Source organism: Nocardia sp. NPDC006630, from assembly GCF_040611495.1.
Taxonomy (GTDB): Bacteria; Actinomycetota; Actinomycetes; order Mycobacteriales; family Mycobacteriaceae; genus Nocardia.
In genome coordinates, this window is record NZ_JBEXOK010000009.1 from 269,742 (window position 1) to 284,900 (window position 15,159).

Below are 15,159 nucleotides of genomic sequence, written 5' to 3' on the forward strand. Positions count from 1 at the left end.
AGCGGCCCAGCTACATTCGCGTCCCGAATCGCTCGAGTTCGCATCTCTGGGCACGACCCAATTCTGGGTCCCGGAATCAGCGCTGACACGAGTAGACGCCTACTCCACTTCCCGGGAAGAATGCGAATGTCCCCGAGTACTCGGACTCGACTCGCCCGCCAACTCGACTGCTACCGAGGAACGACGGCGAATCAGCGACAAGTCGATACAGTGATCCGGCGCGTGTGGGATTTCATTCAAACCTCTAGGGATGAGAGTGCAGATCTGATATGAAACTGCTGGTCACCGGGGGCGCGGGGGTCGTTGGTTCAACTGTCGTGCGAATGCTGCTGGACGGCGGGCACGAGGTCGATGTGGTAGATGTGCTGTCCCGCGAGGGCGGTGGGCGGACTCCTGCGCGAATCCTCACTCCGGGAGCAGATTTCGAGGCTGTGTTCCATATCGCCGGGCTGGTCGCGGGCGGGGAATCCATGGCGCATCCGGAATGGCAGTGGGACAACAGCACTCGCGCCGCGCTGGCCCTGCTGGATGCTATGGCCGAGGCAGAAGTGTCGAAGCTGGTGTTCTCTTCAACCTCCACCGTCCACGGGGACCGCACATTGGCGATCGACGGTGCGATCGCGGCCTACTGCCGTGTCGGCGGACTCGGCGCAATCAGCCTGCGGTACTTCGACTTCGATAGGCACTGCCCCGCCGATGACACCGGGCTGCGCGACTATCTCGGGATCACCGATCTGGCCCGCGCACACTTACTCGCCCTGGACACCCTCCAGCCCGGTACGCACGAGATCTACAATCTCGGCAATGTGAAGTGCACTCCGCAGACGGACGGGATCGCCTCCGGCGCATGGGAATTGCCGCCGCTGGCCGCGCAACAGCCGATCGGCTGACGTCCGAACAGCCGGAGCGCTCAGACTACCGCAACTGGCGGGCGGGCTCAGACCACCACAGCTCGCGGGCGGAAGGAATCCGCGTCGGCCGCCGCCCAGTCATCGGCCCAATTGGCCGGCGGCTCCTTCACCAACTGCTCCGGGGCGAGCCATTCGTAGAGTTCGGCGAATGAGCGTTGTTCGGTGGGAGACACCTTCTTCCGGAGCAGTTGCGGGGTGAGCTCGTGGAGGTCGGACACTCCCATGGAGGCGATGATCTGTACGGCCTGGGCGACGGTGGCCTGGTGGTACTTGAATACGCGCTCGCTCTTGTCCGGCACATCGAGGGCACGGGCGCGCCGGGGATCCTGGGTGGCGACGCCGACCGGGCACTCATTGGTGTGGCAGCGCTGAGCCTGGATGCAACCGATCGCCATCATCATGGCGCGGGCCGCGCTGGTAAAATCCGCGCCCTGGATGAGGCGTTTGACAATGTCGTTGCCGACGGCCACCTTACCGCTCGCACCGATCTTGATCTTATCGCGCAGCCCGGCCCCGACGAGCGCATTGTGCACGATCATCAGCCCATCGGTGAGCGGCAGCCCGACGTGATCCTCGTATTCCAAAGGCGCTGCGGCAGTGCCGCCTTCGGCCCCGTCGACAATAATGAAGTCGGGCGCGGTGCCCTCGGCGATCATGGCCTTGCAGATGGCCAGCACCTCGATCCGGGAGCCGACACACAGCTTGAAACCGATCGGCTTGCCGTCCGAGAGTTCTCGCAGCTGCGCGACGAACCGAATGAGCTCACGCGGTGTCGAGAAGGCGGAATGCGCGGACGGGCTGATGCATTTCTCGTGTACCGGAACGCCTCTGAACTCCGCGATCTCCGCGGTGACCTTCGCCGCGGGAAGCACACCGCCGATCCCGGGCTTCGCACCCTGGCTGAGTTTGATCGACACCGCCTTGATCTGCTCGTGCGCGACCTGCTCGCGGAAGCGCACCGGATCGAAACGCCCCTCGCTGGTGCGGGTGCCGAAATACCCGGATCCGATCTCCCACACCAGATCTCCGCCGCCTTCGAGGTGATAGGGCGTCAATCCGCCCTCCCCGGTGTCGTGCGCGAAACCACCCAGCGCCGCACCCCGATTCAACGCCCGCAGCGCATTGGCCGACAGCGCACCGAAGCTCATGGCCGAAACATTCAGCAGCGAAATGGAATACGGCCGCGTGCAATCGGGCCCGCCGATCAGCACCCGCGGCGACTCGGCGGGCTCCGGAACCGGTGCGATCGAGTGCACCAGATACTCGTAGCCGACCTCCTCGATATCCCGCTCGGTGCCGAAGGACAACTCACCGTGAATCCCCTTGGCTCGCTCATAGATCATGGTGCGGGTATCACGATCGTAGGGCCGACCATCGAAGTTGCGTTCGATGAAGTACTGCTGCAGTTCCGGCCGCAGGCTCTCGAGCAGAAACCGCATATGCCCCAGCACCGGATAGTTCCGAAGTATGGAGTGCCGCTTCTGAACGACGTCGTACACCCCGACCCCGAGTAGCGCCGCCAATATGACCACCAGCACCCACCACGCCCACCAGCCGATGGAGGCGGCCACACCGACCGCAATGGTCGCCGTCGCCAGAAAACCGATCAAGAAGAACCGCAGCATGTGGCGTTCTTACCCCACCAGCCGCGGTTCACGCTCATCGGCGGCTGTGGACACGCTTCGAATCCGCGCAATGGTGTCGGCCGCCGGAGAGACAATGGCCCCATGACCCCGGAACCAGAATTCCGCCGACCGGTCCACATCGGCGATTCCTACGAGACCACGCCGCCATGGGATATCGGCAGGCCGCAAACCGACTTCGCCGCCCTGGCCGAGCAGGGCGAGCTGCGCGGCCGCGTACTCGATATCGGCTGTGGCACAGGCGAACATGCCCTGCTCGCCGCACGCCTCGGGCACGAAGCGGTCGGCATCGACCAATCGGCGCATGCGATCGAACTCGCCCAGCAGAAAGCCCGGGAGCGCGACCTCACCGCCCAATTCCTGTGCCGCGACGCACTCGCACTGGCCGACCTCGGCGAAACCTTCGACACCGTGCTCGACTGCGGCCTGTTCCACACCTTCGATCCCGAGCTGCGTGCGGTGTATGTCGAGAGCATCGCCGCGGTCGTCCGCCCCGGCGGCCGCTATTTCCTGCTCGGTTGCAGCGACCGCCAACCCGGTACCTGGGGCCCGTATCGACTCAGCCGCACCGATATCGAAACCGCCTTCGTCAAAGGCTGGCACATCGACTCGATCACCGAGACCGTCATCGACATCCTCATGGACCCGCCCACGCTGCAGGCGTGGCTGGTCTCGATGACCCGCACGTAGCCGTGCGGGCCGCCGCGAATCCTGTTTACTCGACCAGCTTTTCGCTCTTCAGCCAGTCGTAGGCGACGTCGGAGGGGTCCTGCCCGTCGATATCGACACGACCGTTGAGTTCCTGCATGAGCTGATCGGTGAGGCGCTCGGAGATCGTGCCGAGCAGCGTTCGCAGCTGCGGGTAGCGGTCGATGACGGCTCCGCGCACCACTGCCGTACCGCTGTAGGGCAGGAAGAACTCCTTGTCATCGTCGAGGACGGTCAAATTCAGATTCTTGACCCGGCCGTCGGTGGTGTAGACCATGCCGAAATTGCACGGGGCGCTCTTGGCCGTCGCCGGGTAGATGACCCCGGCGTCCATGCGCGTGACATTGCCGGCCGGAACGCCGTTCGGATCGTTGTACGGAATCCCGTACTTCTTCAGCATCGGAATGAAACCGTCCGAGCGACTGAAGAATTCGTCATCGACACAGAAGGTCCGCTCCGGAACCGGCAGCGCCGCCACATCGGAGAGCGACTTCACCTTCAAGCGCGTGGCGGTCGGCGTCGAGGCCGCGAAGGCGTACGTGTCATTGAAATTGGAGGGCGGCAGCCACTCCAGATTGTGGTCCTTCTTCTCGATATCGTGGACCCGCTGCCAGAGTTCCTTCGGGTCCGCGATCGTCTCGGTCTCATTGTGATAATTGACCCAGCCGGTGCCGGTGTACTCCCAGAGAATATCGGCGTCGCCATTGAGCTGAGCCTGCCGCGACGATGCCGAACCCGGTGCACCGGTCAGATCCTTCACGTCCGCGCCCGCCGCAGACAGATAGGTCGCGGTGATCTTGCCCAGCAGTACGCCCTCGGTGAAGCTCTTCGAGGTGACGACCAGCTTCGCACCGTCCAGCGGCTGGGCACCGCCCGGCAGCCGCGCATGGTGGAACGTTCCCGAGGAGCTCACCAGACCGCACCCCGCGAGCATCGTCACGGCGAGCACCGACACCACGGTGAGCAGCCGGGCTCGTGGCGACCTCATGCGATACCCCGTGGGGTCGCGGCCAATTCGACGATTCTGCCGAGCCAGTCGATGATCAGGGCCAGCAGCCCGACCAGGATCGCGCCGGAGACGAGCAGCCTGGGCAGGAACAGCGTGACGCCCGTGGTGATCAGCGTGCCGAGACTCGTCGCGCCGATGAAGGTGCTCAGCGTCGCGGTGCCGACCAGAATCACCAGCGCGGTGCGCACACCGTTCAGGATGACCGGCACCGCCAGCGGCAATTCGACCTGGAACAGCGTCCGGGCGGCCGAGAAGCCGATACCGCGCGACGCCTCGATCGTGCGCTGATCCACCTGCCGCAGCCCGACAATGGTGTTCTGCAGAATCGGCAGGATCGCGTAGATGACCAAACCGATGACCGCCGTGCGGAATCCGGTGCCGAGCCAGAAGGTGAACAGGACGAGCAGCCCGACCGCGGGCGCCGCCTGGCCGATATTGGCGACATTGACGGCAATGGGTTCGAGCCTCGTCAATGCGGGCCGAGTCAGCGCTATGCCCAGCGGAATCGCGATGACCACCACGATCAGCGTGGCCACCACGGTCAGCTTGATGTGCTCGAAGATGGTGTGCTGCAGGTTGGCCCATCCGAGCGAGGCCTGCTCGGTCGGGGTGAAGGTCGTCGACCGGTACCAGAGGAAGTAGCCGATGCCGATGACAAGAATGATGATCGGCTCGAACCACACGTCGATCGGGGTGCGGCGCAGGCGGTTCATGACTGCTCGTCCGTTCCGAGTTCCTCGGCTCCGGGTTCGTCGGCAGCCGCGATCACCGGTGTCGGCGCGGGATCGGTGCCGTCGACATACGTCGCGTAGGACAGGTCCTCCTCGGCGGCATGCCCCTCGGCGAGTTTGGTCTGGATGACCTCCGTCACCGAGCCGATATTGAGCGAGCCGACCACCGCGCCGCGGCCGTCGGTGACCAGCGTGGCGCCCTGGCTGGCGGCGAGCATGGCATCGAGTGCGTCATTGAGGGTCGAAGACCGGGCGACCACCGGCAATCGGCGATCGAGGTAGTCCGACACCTCGGGTTTGCTCGCGACCTCGGTGAGCGAGGGCCACGATCGCGGCCGCCCGGCCGAGTCGACGACCACGACCCAAGTGTGCCCGGCGGCCTTCGCGCGGGCGATCACGCTCTGGGACGGCTCACCGATGCGCGCGGTGGTCACGGCATCACAGTCGACGTCGCGCACCCGGGACACGGTGAGATACGCCAGCTTCGCACCGGATCCGACAAACTCCTCCACGAACGGCGTGGCCGGATCGGTGAGAATCTCCTCCGGCGCCGCGTACTGCTCGATGTGACCGCCCTCGGACAGGATGAGGACCTTATCGCCGAGCTTGGTGGCCTCCTCGAAATCGTGCGTGACGATCACGACGGTCTTGCCGAGTTCGTGCTGGATCGCAATCAGGCTGTCCTGCAAGCGAACCCGCGTGATCGGATCGACGGCGCCGAACGGCTCGTCCATGAGCAGGACCGGCGGATCGGCCGCGAGCGCGCGGGCCACGCCGACTCGCTGCTGCTGTCCGCCGGACATATCCTTCGGCAGCCGATCGGCGAAGGTGCCGGGGTCCAGGCCCACCAGATCGAGCAGATATTCGGTGCGCTCGGCAATCCGCTTCTTGTCCCAGCCGAGCACCCGCGGAATGGCGCCGATATTCTTGGCGACCGACCAGTGCGGGAACAGGCCACCGGATTGGATGACATAGCCGATCGATTGACGCAGCTTGTCCGGGTCTTCCCTGGTGACATCGCGGCCGTCGATGAAGATCCGGCCTTCGGTCGGCTCGATCAAGCGATTGATCATCTTCAGCGTGGTTGTCTTACCGCACCCGGACGGTCCGACAAACGCGACGATCTGCCCGGCCTCGATCTCGAGATCCAGGCTCTCGACCGCGGGCTTGTCCTGGCCCCGGTAGCGCTTGACGACGGAGTCCAGCTCGATGGACGCACCGGTCACATTGCGGTCCGGCGTACCCGGAGCGGTCCGGCTGGTCACAGCATCGGTCATGACAGTCCCTTTGCGATGGTGAGGCGGCCGAGGAGGACGAGGAGCGCGTCGAATACCAGCGCGATGAAGACAATGAGAAGGGTGCCCGTGAGCGCCATTTCGAGGGCATTCGCGCCGCCGAGCCGGGACAGGCCATTGAAAATCAGGGATCCGAGGCCCGGTCCGAGGACATACGCGACGATGGCCGCGACGCCGACGATCATCTGTGTGGAGACCCGGATGCCGGTGAGAATCACCGGCCAGGCAATCGGCAATTCGACGGTCAGCAGAATGCGCCAGCGCGAAAAGCCGATGCCCTGCGCGGATTCGATGACCGAGGCCGGAACCGAGCGCAAACCCACGATCGCATTACCGATGACCGGCAGCGCGGCGAAGAACGCCAGCATGACAAACGACGGAACCACGCCCAGTCCGAACGGAACCAGCAGCAGCGCCAACAGGGCGAGCGAGGGAATGGTCAGCGCGACCCGGCTCGATGTCAGCGTCAGTGCCGACAGCAGCGGGAGCCGGTAGACCGCCACGGCAATGAGGACCGCGACCACGGTCCCGACCAGCACCGTCTGAAATGCCAGTGACGCATGCTGATACGTGAGGAACGCCAGAAATCCTTCCCGCCCTCGGATATAGCTCCATAAGTCCACGGGAATTCCCATCGTCAGCCGAGTCCGGTCGGTACTTGTCTGCGCGAGCCGTAAAAGCCTATTCGCTGGGGTGCGCTCGGCTCTGCAAAGGCGCGCGGGGCATCCGGGCGGAGTCCGGGGTTATGCCGCTCCCCGCAGACGATCGACGGTCGAATAGGACTCGGCGCTACCGGCGATGACCGTGCTCGGCACGCCGTCGATGCCGACGGGAATCTCACCGGCCAGCGTGATGCGGGTCAGCCGGCGGTGTTCGGCGCCGTCGTAATCGTCGACGGCATAGTGCTGGGTGGCGTGGTTGTCCCAGATGGCGACATCACCCAGCGACCAGTTCCAGCGCGCGGTGTGCTCGAGCCGGGTCACCCGGTCCTGGAACAGGCGGAACAGCGCCTGCGACTCGCTCCTGGATACGCCGACAAGCTCTTTCACGAAGCAGCCCAGCAGCAGTGCGCGTTCACCGGTCTCCGGGTGCACGTGCACCACCGGATGCTCGGTCTCGAAATAGGTGGATTCGAATTCGCGGCGGTAGGCGCGGAAGTTCTCGTCCGGGCGGTCCTCGGCGGCGTAGTCGTACAGATTGGTGTGCCGCGCACGCAGACTCTCGGCCAGCCGCTTGAGCGGTTCCGGAAGCGCGTTGTAGGCGGCCACGGTCGAGGCCCAGGTGGTCGAGCCGCCATAGCTGGGCAGCGAGACCGCGCGCAGAATCGAGGCCTTCGGCACCCGATCGACGAAGGTCACATCGGTATGCCAGGTATTCGAACGACCATGCTGGGAATCGATGGCCAGGCTCTTGGCACCCGCCGAGCTGAGCGTCGGATGGGGAGTGGTCGGATTGCCGAGCAACTGCGCGAACTCGTACTGCCCGTCCTCCGTCAGATGGTGCTGACCACGGAAGAAGATCACCTTGTGCTCGTGGAGCGCCGCGCGCAGCGTGGCCACGGTCGCCGCGTCCAGGTCACCACCGAGCCGGACCCCGTCGATCTGCGCGCCGATGTGCGCACCGAGCTTGACCACCCGCACGGTGGTCGCGGTGTCGCTGAGGTAATCGACGCTCATATCGGGGGCCTTTCGCTCGATCCGGACGATCGTTGCGATCGAACCACCCCGCGCTCGCCGCGACGAGCATTAGAGTCACGCAGATCTAAACAAGCAACTGTCCGGCAACACCCTTCGCACGCTCCGCATCCCACCGATCGGACACCACGATGCCTACACTCGCCGCCATGCGACTGAGCACCCGCAATCAACTCGACGGCACCGTCACCTCGATCACGCGCGGCGAGGCAATGGCTGTCGTGAAGATCCGGCTCAATGGTGGCGATGAGATCACCTCGTCGATCACCCGCGATGCCGTTGACGATCTCGGGCTGGCCGACGGGACACCCGTCAAGGTTCTGATCAAGTCGACCGAAGTCACGCTCGGTATCGAGTAGACGGCGAACGCCGGTGCACGCCAGGCGATTCGGATGACGATCAGCGGGCGTGCTCGATTATCCGCAGCCGATTCGCGGTCATGCCGACCGGCGACCAGCACGTGACTTTACCGGCGCGGGGTACTCGTATGCCCGCGCCGGCGCAGTCGGCCCGGCTACGGAGACAGGTCGTTCGATGGCCTCGGTCAGATGGATTTGCGGAAGCCCGCGCAGCATTGGGCCGATCGGGTCCTCGTGTGCCAGCAGTAGGGCAATCGGGGCGGAGGTGAGTCGGCGGGCGGCGAAGGCCAGGTACTCCACCGTCGAAAGATCCAGCGACTGCACATCATCGGCGACGATCAGCAGTGGGCGTTCACACGCGAGTGCGCTGAGCAGTGTCACCATGGAGATGCCGACCAGATACGGGTCCACCGCCTGCCGTCCCAGCGTGAGTGCACGACCGAGTACCTCGGCGTGCGGTTCCGCCAGGATTTCGAGGGGATCCTGCACCTGCTCGAAGAGTTCGCGCAAGCCCGAGACGCCGGTCTCCCCATTCCTGCCCCGGCACCGCAAAACCTTGAAGCCTTCGGCCCGCTCGACCGCATAACCGAGTAGCGCAGACTTGCCGATGCCCGAATCGCCCCGCAGGACAGCAGCGGAACCGAGGCCGGATCGGGCCGACTCGAGCAGTTCGACGATCCGCGCGGCCGCTATTTCACTGTCGGACAACACCATCTCGAACGCCCCTTCCTCAGGGAGGTCGTTACGGATAGATACCGGCTACCGGCATTGGTGCGCCGTCAGGAAGTTGAGAACAGCGCTGCTCTCGCCCGGCTTCGTATCGGTGATCGTCAGATCCTACGTGCCGAAATCGGCGACCCACAGCGTTGTACCACCCAAGCGTGTTGCGCCAGGCGCTGGGACTAGGCCGTGATCATCGGCAGAATGTGCAGCCGTGCGAACCCACGAAGTTGTTCACGGGTTTCGAGATTCGGCGGCCCGGCGGGGATGAGCACCAGCGAATGCACGAGCCGGACCAGGATCGCCGCCAGGCCTTCGACATCGGCATGCTCGCGCAGTCCGAGTTCTGTTCTGGCGCGGCGGATTTGGTCGGCGACAAATAATGTTCCCGTGCCCAGTGCCGCACCGGCGCCGGTGGTGACCTGTGGCAGGATCTCGTCCCGGTCCACGGCGAGCAGGTGTTCCAGAAGCGCGTTCTCACGCAGGAGCGTGACGGTGGTGGCGCATCCCTCGGTAATGCGTTCGGCGACATCGGTAATCGGGCCGACCTCGGCTTCGATCCGGTCCAGCATGCGGCGGACCTCGTAGAGAATCGCGGCGCGGACGATATCGTCCTTGGTCCCCATTCGGCGGTACAGCGTGGTCCGGTTGACCCCGGCGCGGCGCGCGATGTCGTCGGTGCTGGTGCGCTTGATTCCGACGAGCGTGAATTGCTCGAGGGCGGCCTCGATAATGCGGCGGTCCACCTCATCGACCACGGAATCGTCGCCGGCCAGCAGTGACCACAGTCCAGCCGGTGGGTTCACCGGACCACCTCCTTCGCCCGGGCGAGCCTATCGCGCTGATCCCCGCAACCTAGGCATGCAACGATAGTACTGATACCGTTGCATTGTTTCGTCGGCAAAGGCGCCGGCGATCTGGCGAGGAGGCCGACCATGCAGGGCAGCGAAATCAGCGCGGAAATCCGGGCGCTCGACGGCGATACGGCAGGACTTCCGATCGGACCGGGTTCACTGACCTGGCGACTGCTCGGCGATCGTCGACTGCTGCTGTTTCTCGGTCGCACGGGAACCCTGCAGAACATGCATCCTGCGGTCGGCGCAGCGCTACAGGATCATTCGAACTTCTTCGACGATCCCTGGGATCGTCTGCTGCGGTCCATTCCGCAGATCCTCGGCGTCATCTACGACGTACCGGAGCAGCGCACCGCTCTCACCGTGCGGGACTTTCACAAGAACCTCAAGGGCACCGATCCGCAGGGCCGGCGCTATCATGCGCTGAGTCCGGACGTCTTCTGGTGGACCCACGCCACTTTCATCGAAGTACTGATCGCGATGGAGGAACACTTCGGCACCCCCCTGAGTCCGGCCGAGAAGAATCAGCTCATCGCCGAAGGCATCACCTGGTGGCAGCAGTACGGCATGTCGATGGCACCGGTACTCACCGACTACGCCGAGTTCACGGCGTACTGGGACCGAATGCTCACCACCGCACTGGAATCCAATGCCACCACCGACTACGCGGTCAGTGTGTCGAACCGCCGGATTCCAGCGCCGCCGGGCGTGCCGGCGGCGCTGTGGGTCGCCGCGCAACGCCCGGTCATGACCTTGAACGTCTGGCTTCTCACCGCATTGATGCCCGAACGCGGGCGGGAAATCCTCGAGCTGTCCTGGAACCGCCGCGATCAACTCGCGTTCCGGGTCTTCGCCGGCGCTGTCCGGCGCACCTGGCCGCTGCTGCCCGAGCGAGTCCGCTTCTTCCCCCGCGCCTACGAGAGCATTCGCGGGGTGCGCACCGGCCGACACGGTTACGGAGTGTTGAATCGGATCTCCGGGTAGGCGGGGTCGGGGCGGTCCAGCAGGGGGTGGGCGATTCCGCGCAGGTGCTGATCGAAGAAGGCGGCGACGTAGGTGCGGGTGAGGTCGAGTGCGCGGGCGCTGCTCAGTGCGGTTTCGATCGGCGCACCTAATTGTGCTGCGAGAGAACCGGTATCGATGAAGGATTCGTGGTCGGAACCGGTCAGGGTCAGCCATCGCTTCCACCCGTGCAGGCGGGGCCAGGCCTCGGTCCATGATGGATCGCTGCCCGTCGGACTGCCCTGGTCATCGGCCGCGAGCATCAGAAAGGGCCGATCCCCCAGACCTCCGGCCGGAACCACTCCGTGGAACGAGCCGTCCATGTTCACTCCCGCGCGCACCCGCGGGTCCAGTGCCATGGCAGCGGCGGCACTCGCCCCGCCGATGGAGTGACCGGCCGTGCCGATGCGGGTGGCATCGATCAGGCGGCCATAGGGCCAGACCGGATCGGCGCCGGTCAGGCGGTCGAGGAGGAAGGCGGTATCGTGCGCCCGCGTTTCGGCGACGGCGGTGAATGCGCCCGGCGCCATGGTCTTCTCACACGCGGCGCAGGTCGACATCCGACCGGGAAACTCGGTTCCGAACGATTCGCCGGAGTGGTCCACGGCGGCCACCACATAACCGCGGGCGGCGAGCTCTTCCGCCAGCGCGGTCAGGGTGTATCGAGGTGCGGTGAAGCCCGGCGAGAGCACCACCAGCGGGTGCGACCCCTCGGCAGGCTCCGCGTTCATGACGGCGTTGGTCCCGGCCCGGCTCAACGCATGTGCAGGCACCCCCGTCAGACCGGTACCGCCGATCAGCAGGCTGATCTCGCCATCCGTCGCGTACGGCGCATGCTCGCCGCTGCTGCCGCGCTGCGCGGGGTAATACATGCTGACCATCAGCTCGCGCGGCAACTCCGGTTGCCAGGGGTCGGTACGGGCATTGTCGACCAGATGCAGCACATTGCGGCCGACCACGAACGGTTCTGTGGGCGAGGGCAATCGCGCAGCAGGACTGTTGACTGCCGAACTCGGCGAAGCCTTCACCGGTTCGGTGCCACCCGTGCAGGCGGTACCGACCATGGGCAGCGTCAGAGCGAGCAAGAGCGCACCGGCAATTCGCATTTTCCGAACTCCTCATTCGTCGTCATCACCCTGCGGCGTATCCGCTTTCGGGTGATGCCATCGATCCTGCGCAGCGATCGGCAAAGCGGTCTGAGACGAACGGCAAAAGCGCGTAAGAAGACCGCGATCAACCAGCAACTGAGATCGGCCGCACCGATGCAGGGTGGTGAGAGCCATTTTGGAACGCGTTCGGCTATTAGGCGGACTCCGGTGATCCCGTTCCGGAAAAGCTAGCGATTGCTGAACGGTAACTATCAATGTATGTTCGTCGCATCATGCGGCTCATTGCACTTGGCAACACCACTTTTCAGAGTTGCCGCAGATGTTCCGGGGGGACAGACCTGGATGCAGCACCGATTTCAAAGGCTCCGACGACACACGACACGTTGACCGAAGGCGTTGAGATGAAGCAGCAACCGATGATGGCGCGATCACTGTTCAATCTGGACGAGCCCGGGCCACAGAGCTGGCGCGAACAAGCACTGTGCGCGCAAACCGATCCGGACGCATTCTTTCCCGAGGTGGGAGGTTCCGGCCGAACAGGCAAACGCATATGCGAGGGCTGCGACGTGCGTAAGCAGTGCCTGGACTACGCACTGGCCCATGACCAGCGTTTCGGCATCTGGGGCGGTATGACAGAGGCCGAGCGGCGCCGCTATTCGCAGCAACGCCGGGTCGGGGCCTCGACGGCTCCGCATATCGCACCCGAACCGCCGCTCATCCGGGTGGATCAGGAGCATCGGGCACCGCGCTGACGGGGGTGCGCAAAGCAGCAGCTAACCTTAGTGAGATCAACAGGGACCTGAGCCCGTACCCATAGCGCAGATCTGATCAAGTCGAGGTAACCATCCGTTGTGCGCACCCGGTGCGCCGAGAGAGGTTTCGATATGACGATCAAGCCGACAATCGTACTGGTGCACGGATTTTGGGGCGGCGCGGCGCACTGGGCGAAGGTGATCGTCGAACTCGACAAGCGGGGCTATCGATCCATCTTCGCGGTGGAGAACCCCCTGACCTCCCTGGCCGACGACGCCGAGCGCACGCGGAAGATGGTCAAGCAGGTGGACGGGCACGTCGTGCTGGTCGGCCATTCCTACGGCGGCGCGGTGATCACCGAGGCCGGTGACCTGCCCAATGTGGCCGGTCTCGTCTATATCGCGGCCTTCGCGCCCGATGCCGGTGAAAGCCCAGGGCAGATCACCGAAGAAATGCCTCCGGTAGCGGCCGCGAACCTCGCGCCCGACTCCGACGGCTATCTGTGGGTGAAGCAGGACAAATTCCACGAGAGCTTCTGCCAGGACCTCTCGACCGAAGAAGCACTGGTCATGGCCGTCACCCAGAAGGCTCCCCTGGCAACCACCTTCGGCGACAATGTCACCGCGCCCGCCTGGAAGGCGAAGCCGACCTGGTACCAGGTCTCGACCGCCGACCGAATGATCAACCCCGACAACGAACGTCGCATGGCCAAGCGGATGAACCCGCGCAAGATCATCGAACTGGACGCCGGCCACGCCTCCCTGGCTTCGCAGCCCGGTCCCGTGACCGACCTCATCGACGAGGCGGCAACCGAACTGTCGTGACTCACCCTTCGGGGTAGAACACGAACAACGTACAGCCGGTGGCGGATTGCGGGATATGCGACGACCCGGCCGGAGCATGTATGAAGGATCCGGCCGGGTAATCGCGGAACCCGTCATTGAAGACACCGGAAACGACGAACACCTCCTCCGGCCCCGGCTCGTGCAGGTCGATCCCCTGCCAGCGGGTACCGGGATCCATCTCCAGCACATGCGCCTTGGCGCCATTCACGCCGGTCCACAGCGGCCGCGCCCGGATACCCGGAAACACCTCCCGCACCGGCACATCCGCCGAGTCGACCCATTCGTATCCGGGAAATTCACTGATCTCCATATCGCCCGCAACCACCGTCACCCGCGCCCTATTCCGCGCGGGTGACGGTGGTTGCGTCGCCGGAGGTTCTGGTGCCGCTGGTTTCAGGGTCTCGCAACGTGGAAGGTCCACGATCTAGTTTTCTGGGGCGAACATACTGCACCCCAAGGAGACTCGACTGATGATCACCCCCATCCGCACCGCGGTGGCCGCCGCGAGCGTATTCGCCGGACTGCTCGCCCCTGCCGCCATGGCCGCCGCAGAGCCGCTGGCGCTCTCACCCGCGGCGCAGACCGCCGACTCGGTGGCAGGCACGGGCGGGACCGGATCGTTCGATCCGTCACCGACCGGTTCGGCGAACCTGATCAAGTCATTCCAGACCGGGTCCGGCCAGTGCAACAAGGGCCCGCTCCCGGTCCTCGACGGGTCCGCGGCGCCCTGGTGCGGTTAGGGGCGACCGGCGGTCATACCGCCGTCGACGACGTACTCCGCACCATTGCAGTAGCTGGATTCCTCGCTGGCGAGGAAGACAACGAGCGGGGTCACCTCTTCCGGAACCCCTAGTCTGGCAAGCGGATTCGAGGCGCGGTCGACGGTGACCTCGCCGGTCGCGCCGAGCATCGGGGTGAGGATGCCGCCCGGATGCACGGAATTGACGCGGACACCGTGGGGAGCCAGTTCCAGGGCCGCCGACTTGGTCAGGCCGCGGACGCCGAATTTGGACGCGGTGTAGGCGTGTACACCGGCGACGCCCTGGATTCCGGCGGCGGAGGAGATGTTCACGACGGCGGCGGGGCGCGCCGCGACCAATGCGTCGCGGGCAGCGGTGAGGCCGAGAAATGGCCCGGTCAGATTGACGGCAATGACTGTCTGCCATTGCTTTTCGGTGTACTCACCGAGCGGGCCACCATCGAAGATCCCGGCGTTGTTGACCAGGACATTGAGTTTGCCGAAGCGCCGGACGGTTTCGGCCACCGCGGCCGTCCAGTCCTCGGAGCGCGTGACATCCAGATGAATGAAGGCGGCCCGGTCGCCGAGCTCGTCGGCCAGCCGCTCCCCCGGCTCATCGGTGATATCGCCGATCATGACGGCGGCGCCCTCGGCGATGAAGGCGCGGGCGTGTGATGCGCCCATTCCCGAGGCCGCGCCGCTGATCAGCGCGACACGACCGGACAGTCGGCCACTCATGGTGTCTCCTCGATCGGTGTGGTCGGCCGCCACGGATCCGGGACGACCT

At 65.0% G+C, this 15,159-nt stretch carries 17 protein-coding genes and 1 pseudogene; 7 read left to right on the top strand and 11 right to left on the bottom strand.

Annotation, left to right across the window (positions count from 1 at the left end):
* The first annotated feature begins 269 nt into the window (after positions 1–269).
* Positions 270–890, top strand: coding sequence for an NAD-dependent epimerase/dehydratase family protein (locus tag ABZX86_RS27355; RefSeq protein ID WP_355127516.1), 621 nt, complete (start codon positions 270–272; stop codon positions 888–890).
* Between the two features lie 47 nt (positions 891–937).
* Here the strand turns inward: ABZX86_RS27355 and ABZX86_RS27360 are convergent, their stop codons facing one another.
* Positions 938–2,536 carry an FMN-binding glutamate synthase family protein gene (locus ABZX86_RS27360; protein WP_355127517.1) on the bottom strand — a complete coding sequence of 533 codons (1,599 nt, stop codon included), beginning with the start codon at positions 2,534–2,536 and terminating at the stop codon, positions 938–940.
* A 102-nt stretch (positions 2,537–2,638) separates the two neighbouring features.
* On the opposite strand from ABZX86_RS27360, the gene ABZX86_RS27365 reads away from it, so the two are divergent.
* Entirely contained in the window at positions 2,639–3,244 is a 606-nt protein-coding gene (locus ABZX86_RS27365; protein WP_355127518.1) for a class I SAM-dependent methyltransferase, read from the top strand.
* A gap of 25 nt (positions 3,245–3,269) precedes the next feature.
* On the opposite strand, the gene ABZX86_RS27370 is transcribed toward ABZX86_RS27365, so the two are convergent.
* The 5 genes from ABZX86_RS27370 to ABZX86_RS27390 form a co-directional block, all read right to left on the bottom strand.
* Positions 3,270–4,250, bottom strand: a complete 981-nt coding sequence (locus ABZX86_RS27370; RefSeq protein WP_355127519.1) for a glycine betaine ABC transporter substrate-binding protein — start codon at positions 4,248–4,250, stop codon at positions 3,270–3,272.
* On the bottom strand, positions 4,247–4,984 hold the full coding sequence (locus tag ABZX86_RS27375) for an ABC transporter permease (RefSeq protein WP_327146032.1): 738 nt from the start codon (positions 4,982–4,984) through the stop codon (positions 4,247–4,249). The genes ABZX86_RS27370 and ABZX86_RS27375 overlap by 4 nt, the downstream gene beginning before the upstream one ends.
* Complete coding sequence (locus ABZX86_RS27380; protein WP_355127520.1) at positions 4,981–6,279, bottom strand: ATP-binding cassette domain-containing protein; 1,299 nt, start codon at positions 6,277–6,279, stop codon at positions 4,981–4,983. The genes ABZX86_RS27375 and ABZX86_RS27380 overlap by 4 nt, the downstream gene beginning before the upstream one ends.
* Positions 6,276–6,932 carry an ABC transporter permease gene (locus ABZX86_RS27385; RefSeq protein ID WP_327146030.1) on the bottom strand — a complete coding sequence of 219 codons (657 nt, stop codon included), beginning with the start codon at positions 6,930–6,932 and terminating at the stop codon, positions 6,276–6,278. Before ABZX86_RS27385 ends, ABZX86_RS27380 begins: the two co-directional genes overlap by 4 nt.
* Before the next feature lie 108 nt (positions 6,933–7,040).
* On the bottom strand, positions 7,041–7,973 hold the full coding sequence (locus tag ABZX86_RS27390) for a TauD/TfdA family dioxygenase (protein ID WP_355127521.1): 933 nt from the start codon (positions 7,971–7,973) through the stop codon (positions 7,041–7,043).
* A 167-nt stretch (positions 7,974–8,140) separates the two neighbouring features.
* On the opposite strand from ABZX86_RS27390, the gene ABZX86_RS27395 reads away from it, so the two are divergent.
* Positions 8,141–8,350, top strand: coding sequence for a TOBE domain-containing protein (locus ABZX86_RS27395; protein WP_297614961.1), 210 nt, complete (start codon positions 8,141–8,143; stop codon positions 8,348–8,350).
* A gap of 78 nt (positions 8,351–8,428) precedes the next feature.
* Here the strand turns inward: ABZX86_RS27395 and ABZX86_RS27400 are convergent, their stop codons facing one another.
* Positions 8,429–9,064, bottom strand: a complete 636-nt coding sequence (locus ABZX86_RS27400) for an ATP-binding protein (protein WP_355127522.1) — start codon at positions 9,062–9,064, stop codon at positions 8,429–8,431.
* A gap of 188 nt (positions 9,065–9,252) precedes the next feature.
* The gene (locus tag ABZX86_RS27405; protein ID WP_355127523.1) at positions 9,253–9,876 is read right to left on the bottom strand and encodes a TetR family transcriptional regulator; all 624 of its coding nucleotides are present in this window, start codon (positions 9,874–9,876) and stop codon (positions 9,253–9,255) included.
* Between the two features lie 129 nt (positions 9,877–10,005).
* Between ABZX86_RS27405 and ABZX86_RS27410 the strand changes: the two genes are divergently transcribed.
* The gene (locus ABZX86_RS27410; protein ID WP_355127524.1) at positions 10,006–10,908 is read left to right on the top strand and encodes an oxygenase MpaB family protein; all 903 of its coding nucleotides are present in this window, start codon (positions 10,006–10,008) and stop codon (positions 10,906–10,908) included.
* Here ABZX86_RS27410 and ABZX86_RS27415 read toward each other — a convergent pair.
* On the bottom strand, positions 10,878–12,032 hold the full coding sequence (locus ABZX86_RS27415; RefSeq protein ID WP_355127525.1) for an alpha/beta hydrolase: 1,155 nt from the start codon (positions 12,030–12,032) through the stop codon (positions 10,878–10,880). The genes ABZX86_RS27410 and ABZX86_RS27415 overlap by 31 nt on opposite strands.
* Before the next feature lie 461 nt (positions 12,033–12,493).
* Between ABZX86_RS27415 and ABZX86_RS27420 the strand changes: the two are divergent.
* Together ABZX86_RS27420 and ABZX86_RS27425 are read left to right on the top strand one after the other, a co-directional pair.
* Positions 12,494–12,700 (top strand): annotated as a pseudogene (locus tag ABZX86_RS27420) (WhiB family transcriptional regulator); the annotation flags it as partial.
* Positions 12,701–12,919: 219 nt separating this feature from the next.
* Positions 12,920–13,612 (top strand): alpha/beta hydrolase, encoded by a 693-nt coding sequence (locus tag ABZX86_RS27425; protein WP_355127526.1) that lies wholly within the window; start codon positions 12,920–12,922, stop codon positions 13,610–13,612.
* A 1-nt stretch (position 13,613) separates the two neighbouring features.
* On the opposite strand, the gene ABZX86_RS27430 is transcribed toward ABZX86_RS27425, so the two are convergent.
* Positions 13,614–13,943 (bottom strand): cupin domain-containing protein, encoded by a 330-nt coding sequence (locus ABZX86_RS27430; protein WP_355127703.1) that lies wholly within the window; start codon positions 13,941–13,943, stop codon positions 13,614–13,616.
* A gap of 160 nt (positions 13,944–14,103) precedes the next feature.
* Between ABZX86_RS27430 and ABZX86_RS27435 the strand changes: the two genes are divergently transcribed.
* The gene (locus ABZX86_RS27435) at positions 14,104–14,373 is read left to right on the top strand and encodes a hypothetical protein (protein ID WP_327146025.1); all 270 of its coding nucleotides are present in this window, start codon (positions 14,104–14,106) and stop codon (positions 14,371–14,373) included.
* Here the strand turns inward: ABZX86_RS27435 and ABZX86_RS27440 are convergent.
* Complete coding sequence (locus tag ABZX86_RS27440; RefSeq protein ID WP_355127527.1) at positions 14,370–15,110, bottom strand: glucose 1-dehydrogenase; 741 nt, start codon at positions 15,108–15,110, stop codon at positions 14,370–14,372. The two genes, ABZX86_RS27435 and ABZX86_RS27440, sit on opposite strands and share 4 nt — an antisense overlap.
* Between the last annotated feature and the right edge of the window lie 49 nt (positions 15,111–15,159).